This is a genomic window from Nostoc sp., assembly GCF_036916735.1.
GTDB lineage: Bacteria > Cyanobacteriota > Cyanobacteriia > Cyanobacteriales > Nostocaceae > Nostoc.
In genome coordinates, this window is record NZ_JBALFV010000121.1 from 1 (window position 1) to 15,302 (window position 15,302).

The 15,302-nt window shown below is 39.1% G+C and carries 15 protein-coding genes, 1 tRNA gene and 1 pseudogene; 8 read left to right on the forward strand and 9 right to left on the reverse strand.

Annotation, left to right across the window (positions count from 1 at the left end; genetic code table 11):
• Positions 1 to 154: 154 nt before the first annotated feature.
• From V7L20_RS29405 to V7L20_RS29415, 3 genes and pseudogenes are all read right to left on the reverse strand, one after another.
• Positions 155 to 441 (reverse strand): annotated as a pseudogene (locus tag V7L20_RS29405) (type II toxin-antitoxin system HigB family toxin).
• 60 nt (positions 442 to 501) lie between these two features.
• A complete protein-coding gene (locus V7L20_RS29410) occupies positions 502 to 933 on the reverse strand; it encodes a DUF2358 domain-containing protein (protein WP_442943656.1) in 432 nt (143 codons plus the stop codon).
• 12 nt (positions 934 to 945) lie between these two features.
• Entirely contained in the window at positions 946 to 2,091 is a 1,146-nt protein-coding gene (locus tag V7L20_RS29415; RefSeq protein WP_334747467.1) for a glycoside hydrolase family 10 protein, read from the reverse strand.
• Between the two features lie 306 nt (positions 2,092 to 2,397).
• Here V7L20_RS29415 and V7L20_RS29420 point away from each other — a divergent pair, with 306 nt between their 5' ends.
• From V7L20_RS29420 to V7L20_RS29435, 4 genes are all read left to right on the forward strand, one after another.
• Entirely contained in the window at positions 2,398 to 3,279 is an 882-nt protein-coding gene (locus V7L20_RS29420) for an alpha/beta fold hydrolase (RefSeq protein WP_334747468.1), read from the forward strand.
• Positions 3,280 to 3,551: 272 nt separating this feature from the next.
• Positions 3,552 to 4,007: a pentapeptide repeat-containing protein gene (locus V7L20_RS29425; RefSeq protein ID WP_334747469.1), complete on the forward strand. Its 456-nt coding sequence runs from the start codon at positions 3,552 to 3,554 to the stop codon at positions 4,005 to 4,007.
• Positions 4,008 to 4,439: 432 nt separating this feature from the next.
• Entirely contained in the window at positions 4,440 to 5,270 is an 831-nt protein-coding gene (locus V7L20_RS29430; protein ID WP_334747470.1) for a metallophosphoesterase, read from the forward strand.
• A gap of 196 nt (positions 5,271 to 5,466) precedes the next feature.
• Entirely contained in the window at positions 5,467 to 6,300 is an 834-nt protein-coding gene (locus V7L20_RS29435; protein WP_334747471.1) for a metallophosphoesterase, read from the forward strand.
• Positions 6,301 to 6,971: 671 nt separating this feature from the next.
• Here the strand turns inward: V7L20_RS29435 and V7L20_RS29440 are convergent.
• The 4 genes from V7L20_RS29440 to V7L20_RS29450 form a co-directional block, all read right to left on the reverse strand.
• On the reverse strand, positions 6,972 to 7,691 hold the full coding sequence (locus tag V7L20_RS29440; protein WP_334747472.1) for a hypothetical protein: 720 nt from the start codon (positions 7,689 to 7,691) through the stop codon (positions 6,972 to 6,974).
• 427 nt (positions 7,692 to 8,118) lie between these two features.
• Positions 8,119 to 8,235 carry a hypothetical protein gene (locus V7L20_RS32910; protein WP_442943657.1) on the reverse strand — a complete coding sequence of 39 codons (117 nt, stop codon included), beginning with the start codon at positions 8,233 to 8,235 and terminating at the stop codon, positions 8,119 to 8,121.
• 41 nt (positions 8,236 to 8,276) lie between these two features.
• The gene (locus V7L20_RS29445) at positions 8,277 to 9,284 is read right to left on the reverse strand and encodes a WD40 repeat domain-containing protein (protein ID WP_334747473.1); all 1,008 of its coding nucleotides are present in this window, start codon (positions 9,282 to 9,284) and stop codon (positions 8,277 to 8,279) included.
• Positions 9,285 to 9,460: 176 nt separating this feature from the next.
• Positions 9,461 to 10,072 carry a J domain-containing protein gene (locus V7L20_RS29450; protein ID WP_334747474.1) on the reverse strand — a complete coding sequence of 204 codons (612 nt, stop codon included), beginning with the start codon at positions 10,070 to 10,072 and terminating at the stop codon, positions 9,461 to 9,463.
• Between the two features lie 35 nt (positions 10,073 to 10,107).
• On the opposite strand from V7L20_RS29450, the gene V7L20_RS29455 reads away from it, so the two are divergent.
• Positions 10,108 to 11,205 (forward strand): tocopherol cyclase family protein, encoded by a 1,098-nt coding sequence (locus tag V7L20_RS29455; protein ID WP_334747475.1) that lies wholly within the window; start codon positions 10,108 to 10,110, stop codon positions 11,203 to 11,205.
• Positions 11,206 to 11,238: 33 nt separating this feature from the next.
• Positions 11,239 to 11,312: transfer RNA gene (locus V7L20_RS29460), tRNA-Arg, on the forward strand.
• A gap of 386 nt (positions 11,313 to 11,698) precedes the next feature.
• Here V7L20_RS29460 and V7L20_RS29465 read toward each other — a convergent pair.
• Together V7L20_RS29465 and V7L20_RS29470 are read right to left on the reverse strand one after the other, a co-directional pair.
• On the reverse strand, positions 11,699 to 12,487 hold the full coding sequence (locus tag V7L20_RS29465) for a Uma2 family endonuclease (protein ID WP_334747476.1): 789 nt from the start codon (positions 12,485 to 12,487) through the stop codon (positions 11,699 to 11,701).
• Positions 12,488 to 12,645: 158 nt separating this feature from the next.
• Complete coding sequence (locus V7L20_RS29470; protein WP_334747477.1) at positions 12,646 to 13,314, reverse strand: Uma2 family endonuclease; 669 nt, start codon at positions 13,312 to 13,314, stop codon at positions 12,646 to 12,648.
• A 270-nt stretch (positions 13,315 to 13,584) separates the two neighbouring features.
• Between V7L20_RS29470 and V7L20_RS29475 the strand changes: the two genes are divergently transcribed.
• Entirely contained in the window at positions 13,585 to 14,187 is a 603-nt protein-coding gene (locus tag V7L20_RS29475) for a hypothetical protein (protein ID WP_334747478.1), read from the forward strand.
• 10 nt (positions 14,188 to 14,197) lie between these two features.
• Positions 14,198 to 15,232, forward strand: coding sequence for a DUF262 domain-containing protein (locus V7L20_RS29480; protein WP_334747479.1), 1,035 nt, complete (start codon positions 14,198 to 14,200; stop codon positions 15,230 to 15,232).
• The last annotated feature ends 70 nt before the right edge of the window (positions 15,233 to 15,302 follow it).

Here is a 15,302-nt window from a genome sequence, read left to right on the forward strand (position 1 = left end):
ACTTCACACAGTCGATTGCTGTTACTAATTTCAGCCATCCCCTCTGAGTACGCCACTTTCTTATAGTACATAAATACTATAAAGTAGTGATCGCATTGTGCCAGTTGCGTAAGTCCTGTTGATAATCCGAGGTTGATGTTGAGACAGCAATTGGCTATAAATATCTGAGTTGAAAGTAAGGATCATTTTTCCAGGAGTCTTTGTCATATTCTGCATGAGTTAAGACATATTTTATATAAATGACCTGCTTTTCATAGTTAATACTAGCAATTAAACTGTAAACTCGCCTACTGCTTCGGCTTTATGATAAATAGTTTGAACTTCTAACAAATTACCCCAGTCTGCTTTACTAGCAGTTATGTACCAGTCATCAAGTGCTTCACAGCAATCAGCGTGTTTTTGGCAGAATTGTCGTAGCTTTTTCCGACTGATGACGTGCATTAATTTTTTATTTCGACGTTTCTCAGCTTGTTCTGGATAAATTTTTAACTCACCATGTATCTAATTAGCCATCTCTCCCCTTTGCCAAAACTGCTTTAAAATCTCGCCTGGTTTACGATCCCATGTGTCAATATGCTCGTATATCAAATTATCTTGGTTGAGTTTATACGTTGAATAGCCATTAAAAAGCAAACCTGCTTTCCAAGGAACGCGTAACACTCCCCGCACTGTCCACTTTGCTAAAATCGTGTCTTCGGCTGACTGATAAACTTCATGCACATCAAAGTAAATTTGGGTAAAAAATAGCCGAGCGTGAAATCGCAAAGTCCAAAATATAATGCGATAGTTAAATTTATATTTGAATGTATTTACCGGGTCTTTAAAGTAGATATCATCTGTATAAATGTGATATGTAATATCTTTTTGAAAAAGTGTTGGTAAATCCTCTTTTAAAGTCTTAATTACCCGTTCCACCGATAATTGAGATTCCACGCGCATTTTTCCTTAAAAAATCTTTTTGAACAACCTTTGCCAAATAGAAGATGTCCTCTTGTTAGTCACACCACCCGCACTCAAATCAGACAGAGTGGGAAATGATGCAGATTTAGTATAAGGCCCATTTCGCAAAACTTTAGCTAGGTTATTGTTATTCTCGCGCAAACCTTCGTAAAAAAAGAATACCTCTCCTTGAATACCAAGTTGGCGATTGTATTCAATTGCCTGCACCAGATATTCTGGACTAATGCAGTAAGAACCAAGCTTCATCAGTATTCCCGGCGCTAACTTGGGCAACGTCGCATCTGTGAACTGTTGGTTTACCAGTTTATCAACGATCGCCTGATAACTCCTAAAGTCACGGCGGTAAATCTGCGGCTGAATCATATCAACTATTCCCCGCTTCACCCATGTGGGTGAGTCTTGCAAATATTCCCGGAATGCCCAATCATGAATATTAGGTGCGATCGCTACTAATAAATTAGGATTCACCGCTTTCACTTCCCGGTAGAGATTCGCCAAAAACTCAGTGAGAATATCTGCACGCCACTGCAACCATTGTCTATCCTTGGGGTTCTGTGGCGGATTGCGATTGAATTCTTGACGATAGCGGGTGAGAGTTCCCACGTCATAGCCACCTTCACAGGGTAATGCAGGGAAGCGATCGTCTCCTTGAACACCATCCACATCATAATTCTTTACAACTTCTAGCACCAAGTTCAAGAATAATTCTTGCACCTGTGAATCCAGTGCATTCAACCATTCAAAGCCGTTTTTCTTCACTAAGTTACCATTACCCTCACGCGCAGCCCATTCCGGTTTTTTTTGTAAAAGTACACCACCATTCAAATTGTAGGAACTGGCAAAACCGTATTCAAACCAAGGAATAACTTTCAATCCAACTCGTCGCGCCTCAACTACCACCTCTTCTAAAGGGTCACGGCCTAAAGACATAGGGTCAATTTCGACTCCAAATGTCTTCTGCATTGTTTGACTAGGATACAGAGTTACTGCCTTATTCCAAACAACGGGAAACACCACATTAAATCCCGTCTCGGCAAGCAAATCCATCGCCTCAGCAATGTGTTGCTTTGACCTGAGAACTTTACTATCAGTAGTAGTCAGCCAGATACCACGGGTTTCTATCGTATTCATTATTTATGTATCAAATAATTATGTTACCCAGCTTGATATAGCAGTCCTAAATCATATCTGAAAACTTCTCTTTCTTTCCTACAAGACGCTGCGTGTTGGCACAAGCCTCTCGTAGATATGGCGGTTTGTTCATTCATTTTCACAAATCAGATTAGGATTGCTATATATTTTCGTACTTATATGAAACCCTGCTGATTTCTTGCCAACATCTACCTAAAGGAAAATTGTAATTCTAAAACTGTCTCCCAGCAGATGTTTTAACCAAAAGTATTACACATAATAAATATCACTAATAAAAATACAACCATGACTGTAACAGAACTGACTTGGAAACACGAATATATAACAACCAATGGGGTAAAACTACATTACGTTACCCAAGGTGAAGGTCCCTTAATGTTGATGTTACATGGGTTTCCTGAGTTTTGGTACTCTTGGCGGCATCAAATACCAGAATTTGCCCAAGATTTTAAAGTCGTCGCCCTTGATTTGCGTGGCTACAACGATAGTGATAAACCAAATGAGCAATCAGCTTATGTAATGGATGAGTTTATCAAAGATATTGAGGGAGTAATTAAAGGATTAGGATATCAAAGATGTGTATTAGTTGGACATGATTGGGGAGGTGCGATCGCTTGGAATTTTGCATATACTTACCCCGAAATGTTAGAACAATTAATTATTCTTAACCTCCCTCATCCTGCAAAATTTGCTCAAGGGTTACGCACTCCCCAACAGTTGCTACGTAGCAACTACATATTCCTTTTTCAACTACCGTGGATACCAGAATTACTTTTACAATCTTCAGACTACCAAGCAATTGAAACAACTTTTACAGGTACAGCAGTTAACAAGAATGCTTTCACCAAAGCGGATATTGACGCTTATAAAAATGCTGCTGCTAAACGCGGTGCCCTCACAGCAATGTTGAACTACTACCGCAATATTTTGCAACAGAGAATGCTAAATCCAAGTTGGGGTGTTCTGGAAGTGCCAACACTGATGATTTGGGGAGAAAATGACACTGCACTCGGCAAAGAACTAAGCTACGACACCGCAGCCTATGTCAGTGATTTTAAAATCAAGTATATACCCAATTGTGGTCATTGGGTACAGCAAGAACACCCTGAATTAGTTAATCAGTATATGCGAGAATTTCTGAAGACTAAAACTAACAGTATTTACTAAAAAGTATAAATACTTATCGAACTAGTCAAATTATGGCGATTAATGCAAGCTTTTAAAAAGATTTAACAGTGATTTAATATTGGCAGTTTTTTAGCGATTGTCTCCTAAAAATCACCAAAAATCAGAATTAATGGCATTTTTAGATTACTGTTATCCTTGTCTCATATCACAACTAAGTTGTCAAGAGATAGATTGACCTTAAGAAGTTTAATGAGATAATAGAGTTGTGAGGGACAGAACGGACGCAACTTGATTATTTAAGGGGGAAAATTATGAAACTCCAGCTATTAGCGACCATGGCCTTAGCAACTCCCCTATTTTTTATTAGCTCGGTTAGAGCCGAGAATCCCCAGGACTTACAAAAGCTGCTTTCAACTGGGGCATGTGTTAACTGCAATCTATCGGGAGCTAACCTCAGTGGCGCTCATTTAATTGGTGCTGACTTGAGAGGCTCAAAGCTTCAAGGAGCCAACCTTGTAGGGGCTAACCTCGAAGGTGCTGACTTAACTGGTGCAAACTTGGCAGGTGCTAATCTAACATCTGCTTATGTAAGCAATGTGAATTTAAAGCAAACCAATCTCAACAGGGTAAATTTTACTCGCGCTACGATTCACGATTCTAATGTGTATAAAGCATCAATGAACGATCTTAATCTCACTGATGCCGAAATATTTAACACTGGAATCGGAATTGGTGGAGAAGATGCTGAGATTCCCGATTGGAAATAGGCTCAACTGGGTAGGCAGATTAAAATAAAGACAACATCAGAGAAACTGGTTTTTGCCACCATTATCTTTAAAATCTGCCTATACACTATATAATAAAAAATTAAACCCCTCTGTGTTGTAATGACTTTACTATGACGAAAGCAGAGGGGGTTTCTTTTGGGGACTGAATCGAAATATCTGTGCAAAAAAGCGCAGTTGTCTGTCCCATTAGTTATGAGGGGTGAAAAGTTCATAGTCAGGACTAAAGTCCTGGGTTTTTAAGCACTAAAGTGCTTACTACAAACTCATCAAAATTAATGAGACAGACCACTAGCTTCCAGGCTTTTCATTAGTTTTAATTAAATTTTCAATAAGTTGTACCGATCTCTACACACGAACCGAGGATGTTTGGTTAAGCTGTTAGCGCTATGATTGAGCTTTATTGAACGTCTTATGCATTGGTTGTTATCTGGGCCGTTGAGTATAGAGAAATTGACGGTTAACATTACAGGGTTGCCTGCATCGTTACAAGGTAAGAAGCTGGTGCAGTTGTCAGATTTTCACTATGATGGTTTGCGGCTGTCGCAAGAGATGTTAGAAAAAGCGATCGCACTTATTAACGAAGCTGAACCAGATTTAATTTTATTAACTGGTGACTATATAACTGACGAACCTGCGCCGATTCACCAACTGATACTTCGACTCAAATATCTGCAAAGTCGCAGTGGTATCTATGCTATTCTTGGCAATCACGATATACATTACAAAAATGCAAAAACAGAAGTTACAGATGCCCTTACTAGCATTGGAATTCATGTACTTTGGAACGAAATTGCCTATCCACTAGGAAAAGAATTACCATTGGTAGGATTAGCTGATTATTGGTCACGGGAATTTAATCCTGTACCAGTTATGAATCAACTAAACCCTGACACACCCCGCATCGTTTTATCCCACAACCCAGATACTGCGGAAATACTGCAAGCATGGCGAGTTGACTTACAATTATCTGGTCATACTCACGGTGGTCAAATCGTAATTCCTGGAATTGGACCTGCAATGTTTTTTTACGAAAAACTTATAGAAAAAATACCCAAAAAAATGCAGCGTCGATTTCCATTTTTGTCAGAAAATGTTTCTGTAATCAGCCATTGGGAATGGGCGCAAGGTTTCCATCGACTGGGAAAAAATCAGCTATATGTCAATCGTGGTTTGGGAACTTACCTCCCAGGACGCTTATTTTGCCGCCCAGAAGTTACTATAATCACCCTACAGGGTGAGTAAGTAGTTCAAATTTCAAAATTCAATAACGGAATCATAGTAGGTATTCTGGCTAATGAGTACGTGTAATTTAGTTTCAGAATTTAAATCTATTAATTAATTGTATCTGGAATAGATAACATAAATTATTGCAGTTTATCAAGTTACATTTTAATTTTGGTAAGCTGTAAGCGCTGGTATGAGTGGTATTGGTTGCCTTATGCATTGGTTGTTTACGGGACAATTAAGAGTAGATAAAATCACAGTTAAGATTGCGGAACTTCCGGCATCTTTACAAGGTACAACGCTAGTGCAGTTGTCAGATTTTCACTACGATGGTTTGCGGCTGTCGGAAGAAATGTTAGAAAAAGCGATCACACTTACTAACGAAGCTGAACCAGATTTAATTCTATTAACTGGTGACTACGTAACTGACGATCCGACGCCGATTCACCAATTGGCGCTTCGACTCAAACATTTGCAAAGTCGCTGTGGGATCTATGCCGTACTTGGTAATCACGATATCTATTACAGCCACTCAAAAGCAGAAGTTACACAGGCGTTAACTAGCATTGGGGTACATGTGCTTTGGAATGAAATCGCCTATCCACTAGGAAAACAATTACCGTTAGTAGGATTAGCTGATTATTGGTCACGGGAATTTTACCCCGCACCAGTTATGAATCAACTAGACTCGGTTACACCGCGCATTGTTTTATCCCATAACCCAGATACAGCAAAGATATTGCAACAATGGCGGGTAGATTTGCAACTATCTGGTCATACCCACGGTGGTCACATCGTAATTCCAGGCATTGGCCCTGTAGTATTTTATTATAAAAAGCTACTCAAACAAATCCCCAAAAAATTACGGCGTTGGGTAACATTTTTCTTGGGAGACTGTTCTAAAGTCGTGCGATATTGGGAGTGGGCGCAAGGGTTTCACAATGTTGAAGAAAATCAACTATATGTCAATCGGGGCTTAGGAACTTATAAACCAGGACGTTTATTTTGTCCGCCAGAAGTGACTGTAATCACGTTAATTAGTCATTAAGTATTGGGCATTGGGCACTTGTACTGAGCGTATCGCTAAAGCGAAAGCTCCGCTAACGCGTAGCGTCTCCAAGAGTTGCCGAAGTATTGGGCATTGGGCATTGGTCTAAATAAATGACAAAGGACAAAGGACAAATGACAGCCCTTACTGGTCAATGTTAATTTAAATCTGTAATACAAAGCAGAAACCGCCTGAAGCTACGGTGGATAAGTATCAGCAGCTTGGGGCGGTTTCTTGAAGATTGGAGAATTCAGAAGTTACTAACTCAAACTAAGGTGGACAGCATTGGCGATCACTCTACTCAGAATTGCACATTCTTACATTCCAACTAGGCAGGCATTTTCTGGCTGTGCGTTTCAAAACCTCCAAAACAACTCATGGGACTTAAGGCCAAAACACATTCAATGGATGCCACAACCAAAGGAGCGATCGCAAGAACATTAGAGCAGGAGGTACAGGCTCTAACTGAAAACTTTTTGTTTAACTCTTAACCTGTTTGTACCTTGCTCTTAATCTAGCACTGTGTTTATTCAGCTACAAGACACATTTACTAAACTTGAATACCATTAACTTTTCGCAACAATTCAGAAATCTTTCTTAAGAATATTCCCACTTGTTAGATGTTAGCGTTAATGCCAGCATTATCAAGTGGGCTGAAAGTTCAGAAACCGTTATTGAGCAGAACCGCCTGTAGTAGTATCATTTGCGGTAGAAGAACCACTATTAGATGTACTGTTTGACTGGTCTACTCCTTGAGGTGGAGTGGTTTTAGATGTGTCACTTTTCGTACCTGGCGCAGCAGTATTAGTAGTTGGACTTTGTGTAGCTTTAGGGGTTGGCTCAATTGCAGAAGGCGCTTTTTCTGCCCCAGGCTGCTGGGGTGGAATAGTAATGTTAATATCCGGTTGGCGAGGTGCAGACGGAGGCGTAACCTGCTGTTGTGGAACAGGAACAGCAACAGGAACAGGTACTTCCTTAGTTCTTTCGATTATCGTCGTTTTTGTTTGAGGAGATGCACTGGGAGTTGGATTACTCTTACTCGGTACAGGAACCACGACTGGCACAGTATTGTTAACTGCTGCATTATTCTGCTGGTTGAAGTACCAGACCCCACCTATAACCAAACCAAGTAGGGAAGTGATGATAATACCCAACAGTAAACCACCACTAGCATTGTTTTCATCACGCTGGGCTAAATCTGCTTGCTGGTAGCTACGCTCAACATTTCGACCATGTACGTAACCGTTAGTGTAAGAGTTAGGATTAGCTGTGCTGTTCTTGACTGTTTCAGTGGTTCGCGTTAAGTCAGTGTGAATATTACCATTAGTATCAGTGTAAGATTCTTGCTTGATTTCACTGTTTTTGATTTCGCGTTCATTGGGAATAGACATAGCTGTTAATTTAACTCCTCGATATGGTTTTGACAAACTAAAGTTTTGTAAGAACAAGAGGTTTTAATGAGTTTAAAAATTTATGTTGCTGATAAATATTGAGTTTTATTTGCTACTCAACTGTTGGTAATTATCAGAATAACCTCTGAGATTAGACAAGTGGCTCTATCTCCAGAGAGTTAATATTTTATCGAAAGAAAGATAATCCCAAAGATAGATGTTATTAAACTGCTAGGTGACGCATTGATGAAAAATCTAGTAATTTATTTCAGTTATCTAATTTTTTAATCAACTTGAATAAATTATGCTTATAGGTCATTTATAAACAATACTCAGCACAGTTTTTACGCGATAACGCATTTAAAATTTACTACTTGCTTTATGCGGTTATTAGTGGTGAAATTATCAAATTTGTTTCGGTTTGTCGTTAGACATCGCATCCCCAAAGCTTGATTGTCATGTCTCGACTACCACTAACTAAAATTTTGCCATCGGGGCTGAAAGCGACGGAGTTAACCAATAGCTTTAAAATTCTTGCTCCCAATCTTCAATCAGAAAATGTTGATTTGAAGATACAGAGCAGGTTTACTGTGGATATACACGCCAAATCTTAATAGCGCCATCCTGCCCAGCACTCGCAAGTGTTTTTCCATCAGGATTGAAAGCAACAGACCAAACTTGTCCTTTATGCGCTGTGAAAATGCTGATTACTTTGCCAGTACTAACATTCCACAGATGGACAGTGCCATCCTGACTGCCACTGGCGATTTGCTGTCCATTTGGACTGAAAGCAACAGCTCTAACTTCACCCTTTTGGCCAGTTAAAGTATGAATGAGTTGCCCATTACTAACATTCCACAGCTTAATAGCATTGTCACGAATGCCAGTAGCGAGGGTGTTTCCAACAGGGCTAATGGCGACAGCATAAATCGACGATTTAGCATCGAAACTGCCTGTTCGTTTACCAGTCTTAACATTCCATGACTGAATCACAGAACCAGAATCACTTGTAGCAAATAAGGTCTGACCATCTGGGCTAAAAACGGTTGGTTGAGACTTAAAGTTAGAAAATCCCATTTTAAAAGCGTTAGGGTCATCATTAATGCGGATGATTTCTCCAGTACACCAATTCCACAGCCTAATGCTAGACCCCAGATCAAGACCACTAGCTAGAGTCTGCCCATCTGGGCTAAAGACTACATTAATCACTGGTTCTGAATGCTTGAAAGTGCGGATTAGTTTCCCACTGCTTATATCCCACAAATTCAGACTGCCATCTTGAGAGCCACTAGCGAGAATCTGACCATCAGGGCTAAAGCTAACAGTCCAAGCCTGTCCTGATAGGATACGCAAGAGTTTGCCAGTGTTGGGATTCCACACCTTTACGCTTTTTGCATCAGCACTGGCAAGAGTCGCCCCAATAGGACTGTTTACCTGAGATATTTTTGGAGAATAAGCAACCGAATAACCTGAATCAGACTGCGTTGAGAGGGTGCGAAGTACTTGACTATTTTCTGACGACTGGGTAATTAAATCCTGAGTGTCTGAAGTCAAGGGAGTGCAACCGGAAACAGCAATAGTTAGTACTGTCAAAGTAGATGCTGTCAGGGAATTCCAACAAATCTGATTCAGAACCATTGTTGAAGAGTATCTATTGGTTGATATCTGACTTGACTCATTAAACTACATACTGTTCCGTTACTATTTTCACCTTGTCTGCCGAACTCAAGGTGCGTGTCGCCGTCTTAAGCCGCTTAAACTATCGCTTTTTATCTCCAACGTCGATTTAGCCGCAATATCTTTTTAATCCTCTGACAAAATCTTTCTAACACAGGTCTAGGTTTGGATACATATCTAGACGATCGCGATTTACGTGCAGCGCCCGGATTTCTTAACTCTTGTTCTATTTGTCCAGCTTTATTTAAATCGGAAGCGGCTCTATATTCGTATCCCAGTTGTGAGCAAACTAGCCCACGATATTTATATGCCTCAACATAGTGAGGATTGAGACGAATTGCATGGGTAAAATCTGCGATCGCATCCTCATACCTTCCTTGTGTAGCATTTTCTACTCCTAAACTATAGAAAGTTTCAGCATCCCAACGATTGACAGATATTTTTGTGGGATTTTTAGGCGAAGATGAAGATGGATTTTCAGGAATAGGAGGCTCAGATGGACTTTCAGATTTGAGCTTGTTGTAAGCTGAGTTGATTGATTTGATTTTTTCCTCAGCTTCCTGTTTTTGCTTTTGCTCAAGAAAGCGATCGGGATGCCAAATTTTCACCAGTTGACGATAAGCTCGCTTTACTTGTGCTTGTGATGCACCCGGTTCCAACCCAAGAATTTCATAAGCATGATTGAGATCGAGGTCATCGCGCATACTGAAAAAATCGGCAACTATAACTATATAGATATATGTTAACTATTCCCCTAAATCTCCTCCAATCAACTCAAACGCCCCATTCTGGTTATCACTGGGATGGTAGTAGTCGCCGCTTCTTTGAAGGCTGGTATTACCGCGTCACTTTACCGGAAATTGGGCAAACGTTCGCCTTTATGTACTCCATAGAAGATCCCATCGGTGGTAAACCCCACAGTGGCGGTGCAGCCCAAATCCTCGGCCCGGATGATCAGTATTTATGGCGTACTTTTCCTGATGTGAATAAATTTTGGGGTAGTCAAGATATCCTGGGTTTAGGTCATTGGGGTAAAACGGATTTGCAAATTTCTCCTCTATATCTGCTCCCAGCAGAATTTGAGCATCATGTTCAAGAGGGATATCAAGCCACAGCCACCTTGAATCAGGGAATAATTCGCGATCGCGCCACCAATAATTATTGCCGTTGGCAGTATGAAATTCAACCTGTATACGGTTGGGGTAATCAAAATAGCATTCAGCAATCAACCGCAGGCTGGCTATCATTCTTACAGATTTTTGAACCTGGATGGCAAATTTTGATGGCTCACGGTTTAGCCAGTGGAAAAATTGACTGGAATGGCAAAATCTACGAATTTACCAACGCTCCAGCCTACGGCGAGAAAAATTGGGGTGGTGCTTTTCCGCAAAAATGGTTTTGGCTAAATTGTAATTACTTTGAAGGCGAACCCGATTTAGCATTAACTGCTGGCGGTGGACGGCGGGGTGTGCTGTGGTGGATGGAATCTGTAGCCATGGTTGGGTTGCACTATCAAGGCAAGTTTTATGAATTCGTTCCCTGGAATTCACAGGTAGACTGGGAAATTCAGCCTTGGGGTAGATGGCAAATGAAAGCTACTAACTCTAATTATGAAATTGAATTGACAGGAACCACAGATTTAGCTGGTACACCTCTGCGTGCGCCCACAGAGGATGGTTTAAGATATTGTTGCAAAGACACCATGCAAGGAAAATTAAATTTAGAGTTACGAGAAGTAAATGGGAGAAAATCTAAAATAATCTTGAAAGCAGAAAGTTTTCTATGTGGTTTAGAAGTAGGTGGCGGCTCTTGGGATGATTGTTGGCAGTCTCGGTAAAAGTACTGCTATAATTATATATGCTTCATAGTTGGGGTTGTAGCTCAGTTGGATAGAGCGGACGCCTCCTAAGCGTCAGGTCGTGCGTTCAAGTCGCACCAGTCCCGTAAGCAAAGATATCCCTAAAACGTTGACTAATAGGAGGCATGTTAGCTCTGAGTTTAGAACAAACCAAGATTTATTAAAAAGCAGCTTGCAGGTAACTCTACTTCAAACACAGAGACTTTACTCGTGCAAAAAGTCTATTGAGTTAAGCCAGCGATCGCTCTTAGCATTGGAGGAGCGATCGCTTGCGTCAATTATTTACTGAATTAAAAAAATACTCGAATGCAAGAAGTGCGTAGGTGTAACCTGTCATAGACATCGCATTCTATAATTGTTGAATCCATCTCTAATCACTACAGCAGATTTTAAGGAAAGTGAAGTAAACAACGATTCGTCTCAAAGCCATTAATAAAGCGTGTTTGACTTCTAAATTCTGAATTCTGCTGTATTAAACTTCATCAGCATTTATTCCAAGCTGTCTCAAGCGTTCTGCTAAACGCTTATTTTTTTGCTGTTCTTGTTCTAATTGGGATGTTAATAACTGCGATTTTTCTTGCTCTTGTTCTAATTGAGGTGCTAATAACTGTGACTTTTCCTCACCAGTTAGTAATAAATTTCCCTGTGTATCCCACCAACGCAACCAAGGCGCTGTAGTATTTCCATACTGTCCTTGCCAAATACCCAATTCGACACCCATTAAGGAAATCTCATAGTGTCCACGTTCGTTAGCTGTGAGTTGCTGATACCTACCATCAACTAAGTGATAAACCTCAACCGCAGCTTTGCTAAATTCGTAAATACCATAAAAAGGTACGCGGATTGCTTGCTCATATACCCAGAATTTACCATTAATTGGAGTATTGTCTCTTTCTTCTGAACCATCCCCAGAAGCGAATTCCAGTACAATTAGGGGAGCGACATATTCTTGCCACAATACATACGAACGCCGAAACTGACCATTTAGCATAGGTGCAACATTCGGGACGTAAAACCAATCGGGTGCTTCGGCACCGCGTTCAGGTGGTTCGGTCAAACGCCAGTAAATGCCACAATCTTGACCAATACAATACCGATTATCTGAGTGAATTTGCTGTAATCTACCTTGAACGGAGTCAGTTAGAAGTATGCTTTGCGGATGTTCCTGAAAATTTTTCACAAAGTTTCCATCCGACTCTGGTAACTCAGTATGGTCGGGAAGGTGAGTAATGCCTAGTTCGGACAGTTTGGCAATAGTCATTGAACTTTGGCGCGAGTGAATCGGCTTATTTATCTTAACACCGCTTTGACCAAATGCTTGGCGGTGGATAGTCTAGCGATCGCTTTGCCAAGGATAAGGGCGATCGCACATTAAACTAGTGGCAAGAAGACGACTAGAATAAATTTCTTCGTTGCTAATCAGCGACTCATTGCAAAAATCTGTTCAGCCGTTAAGGGAATGTTCGGAAACAATCTAGAATCAATTCGATCCTGCCCTCGAAACACTTTTGGGGGTAAATACTCTCCATCTTCAAGTTGGTAGATTGTAATGGTTGGCTGCTTGGGAGAACCAATGAACCGAATGCCACCAAAAGCAGCATAGTCTACAATGATGTACTCGAAAACGCCCAAGTCCTCATATTCAGCAAGTTTTGTCAGATAGTCGTCCTTCCAGTTATTGCTAACGACCTCAATAATTCCGGGAGGTGGAATATATGCAGCAGCAGAACTAGACCTAGTTTTCATTCTCTGCCATTCAACTCTTGCAAATATGACAATATCTGCTTTCCGGCTTTTTTCTTTTTCTCCTGGTGTTGTTTTGAGCCGAACCTGCTTGGACTGGCGCGACACGTAAGGCAGGTCATTTTCTTGGCAGTGATTTTCTAAGTAGGCACACAGTCGCTCGATCAAATCCTCATGATTTGCATTTGGTTCTGATAATGGCACGGGAATTCCATCCAATAGCTCAAACTCTCTGCCTGAACCATCATCCCAGGCAAGAAACTCTTTAAAAGTCAGTGGTTGTGTGACAGTTGCGTAGATCGTCCTCGCTCCCTTGCTGACGGGTACTTGACTCAATGCTACCAAGATGTATAGCTTTGTCTATGAGTCCTGCTTGATTTTCCTGCCGTAGTTCTGAAACAACAGCTTACCTATTTTAACTATCCGATTGTATTCTGTGACTATTTACAGTTTGTAACTTCTGTTGTTTTTTGTTCGGACTAACAAAGCTAAAAAATTAAATCACCGTTTTTTTAAGTATATACACTTGTTGACTTTGTAAATTTTAGCATTTAGTATATGTATTTTTAGCTATAAAAACTTGGCTCAAGTTATGTTGATTAAATAAAATACTCCATGTGGCAGACTCTAATAATTGACCAAAGCCATATTAATCAAAAGATTGATATATTCAAAGCAGCATTAGGTGATTACTCTCTAACAGAGAAATTAATTGTTCAAAAATATATAATACATGGTACACCTTATGTTTTTAAAGATGATGAAGGTAAATATTTTGACCTTAAACATGAAATTGCTACTCATTTTGAAGAAAGACCAGAATGTGTACTGATGGTCGGTTCAGCTAAATTAGGATTTAGTATAGCTCCGAGTAAATTATGGAATTCGTTTTCTGAAGAATCAGATATAGATATAGCTATTATATCTAGAGAAATTTTTGAAAAATTTTGGTCAGAGTTATATGATTTCGACATAAGTTTGGTATCTAGAACTGATAGAGAAGAACAAAAGTATAAAAAATTTTTAAAATATTTTTTTAAAGGGTGGCTAAGACCAGATTTATTTCCATTTAAATATTCTCGTACAAACGAGTGGTTTGAATATTTTAAATCAATCTCTTATAAATATACACCCCAAAAAATAGCAGGGGGTATTTATTATAATTCTGATCTTTTTGAAAAATATCACATGCAGAATATCAAAAAACTGAGACAGTAGGATGTTGAAAATGAGTAAAAATGGTATTGCGACTAATAAAAAAGTTTTAGATTTATTCAATATGATGAAAACTGGTACTTTAATACTTGCTCCATCTTTTCAAAGAAAACTTGTATGGAATAATGCACATAAAGAGAAATTTATAGAAACAATTCTATTAAAACTTCCTTTTCCTGAAATATATCTCGCTGATGGTGAAATTGATCTTGATATTCAAACATCAAAAACACTTGTAGTAGATGGCCAACAAAGATTAAGTACAATCTACCAATATGTCACAGCATCACCAGAATTCACTATTAAAAATATCAGTAAGTTTAAAAAATTGTCTACACAAGAACAAACAGATTTTTTTGATTATACAGTTGTTGTCAGAGATTTAGGAAGAATTCCTGAAAGTGAAATTAGAGAAGTTTTTAAGAGAATAAACTCTGTACAATATGCACTAAATGCAATAGAAATTAGCAACTCCTTATACGAAGGGGAGTTCATCACAACTGCTAAAGATATTCTAGAAAATAATGCTCTTTTTACAAGTTTAGAGGTATTTAGTGAAGGTGAATTTTCTCGGATGAAAGACCTGGAATATGTATTGCTAATTATGTCAACAATAGAAGAAGGTGGTTATTTTACTAGTGATAAAGAAGTAAAGACCTATGTAGAAAAGTACAATAATGAATATTCAAATAAAGACTTAATGTCTAATAATTTTAATGAAGCATCTAAATTAATTATTGGGTGTAATCTTCCTCCAGATAGTTTGTGGATAAAGAAGTCTAGTTTATTTACTTTAATTGTTGAATTAATAAAAATTAAAAACAAGTATAGTTATTTACCTCAAGAACAAATTTTAGCTGATGCTTTAAAATCTTTAGAAGAAGAACTATATATAAAGAAGAATGAAGATGTATCTAAAAATATGTTTGCTCAATATTATTATTATACACATCAAGGTACTGCTAGTAGAAAAGGGCGTAGTGTTCGCGGTCAACTTATAAGTAAAATTTTAGAAGAAAGTATGAATGTAAATGAGCGAACGTTGTAAAGGTAATTTTTATATAGTGTACATTAAATTGAACAAGCAAACAAATTAGTATAATAAGGTAAAAGTAAAA

Coding starts and splice junctions, on each gene's coding strand:
- V7L20_RS29465 (WP_334747476.1), bottom strand. CDS start 12,487: ATGACTATTGCCAAACTGTCCGAACTAGGCATTACTCACCTTCCCGAC.
- V7L20_RS29430 (WP_334747470.1), top strand. CDS start 4,440: ATGCATTGGTTGTTATCTGGGCCGTTGAGTATAGAGAAATTGACGGTT.
- V7L20_RS29475 (WP_334747478.1), top strand. CDS start 13,585: ATGTGGCAGACTCTAATAATTGACCAAAGCCATATTAATCAAAAGATT.
- V7L20_RS29420 (WP_334747468.1), top strand. CDS start 2,398: ATGACTGTAACAGAACTGACTTGGAAACACGAATATATAACAACCAAT.
- V7L20_RS29440 (WP_334747472.1), bottom strand. CDS start 7,691: ATGTCTATTCCCAATGAACGCGAAATCAAAAACAGTGAAATCAAGCAA.
- V7L20_RS29415 (WP_334747467.1), bottom strand. CDS start 2,091: ATGAATACGATAGAAACCCGTGGTATCTGGCTGACTACTACTGATAGT.
- V7L20_RS29480 (WP_334747479.1), top strand. CDS start 14,198: ATGAGTAAAAATGGTATTGCGACTAATAAAAAAGTTTTAGATTTATTC.
- V7L20_RS29450 (WP_334747474.1), bottom strand. CDS start 10,072: ATGCGCGATGACCTCGATCTCAATCATGCTTATGAAATTCTTGGGTTG.
- V7L20_RS29435 (WP_334747471.1), top strand. CDS start 5,467: ATGCATTGGTTGTTTACGGGACAATTAAGAGTAGATAAAATCACAGTT.
- V7L20_RS29425 (WP_334747469.1), top strand. CDS start 3,552: ATGAAACTCCAGCTATTAGCGACCATGGCCTTAGCAACTCCCCTATTT.
- V7L20_RS29455 (WP_334747475.1), top strand. CDS start 10,108: ATGTTAACTATTCCCCTAAATCTCCTCCAATCAACTCAAACGCCCCAT.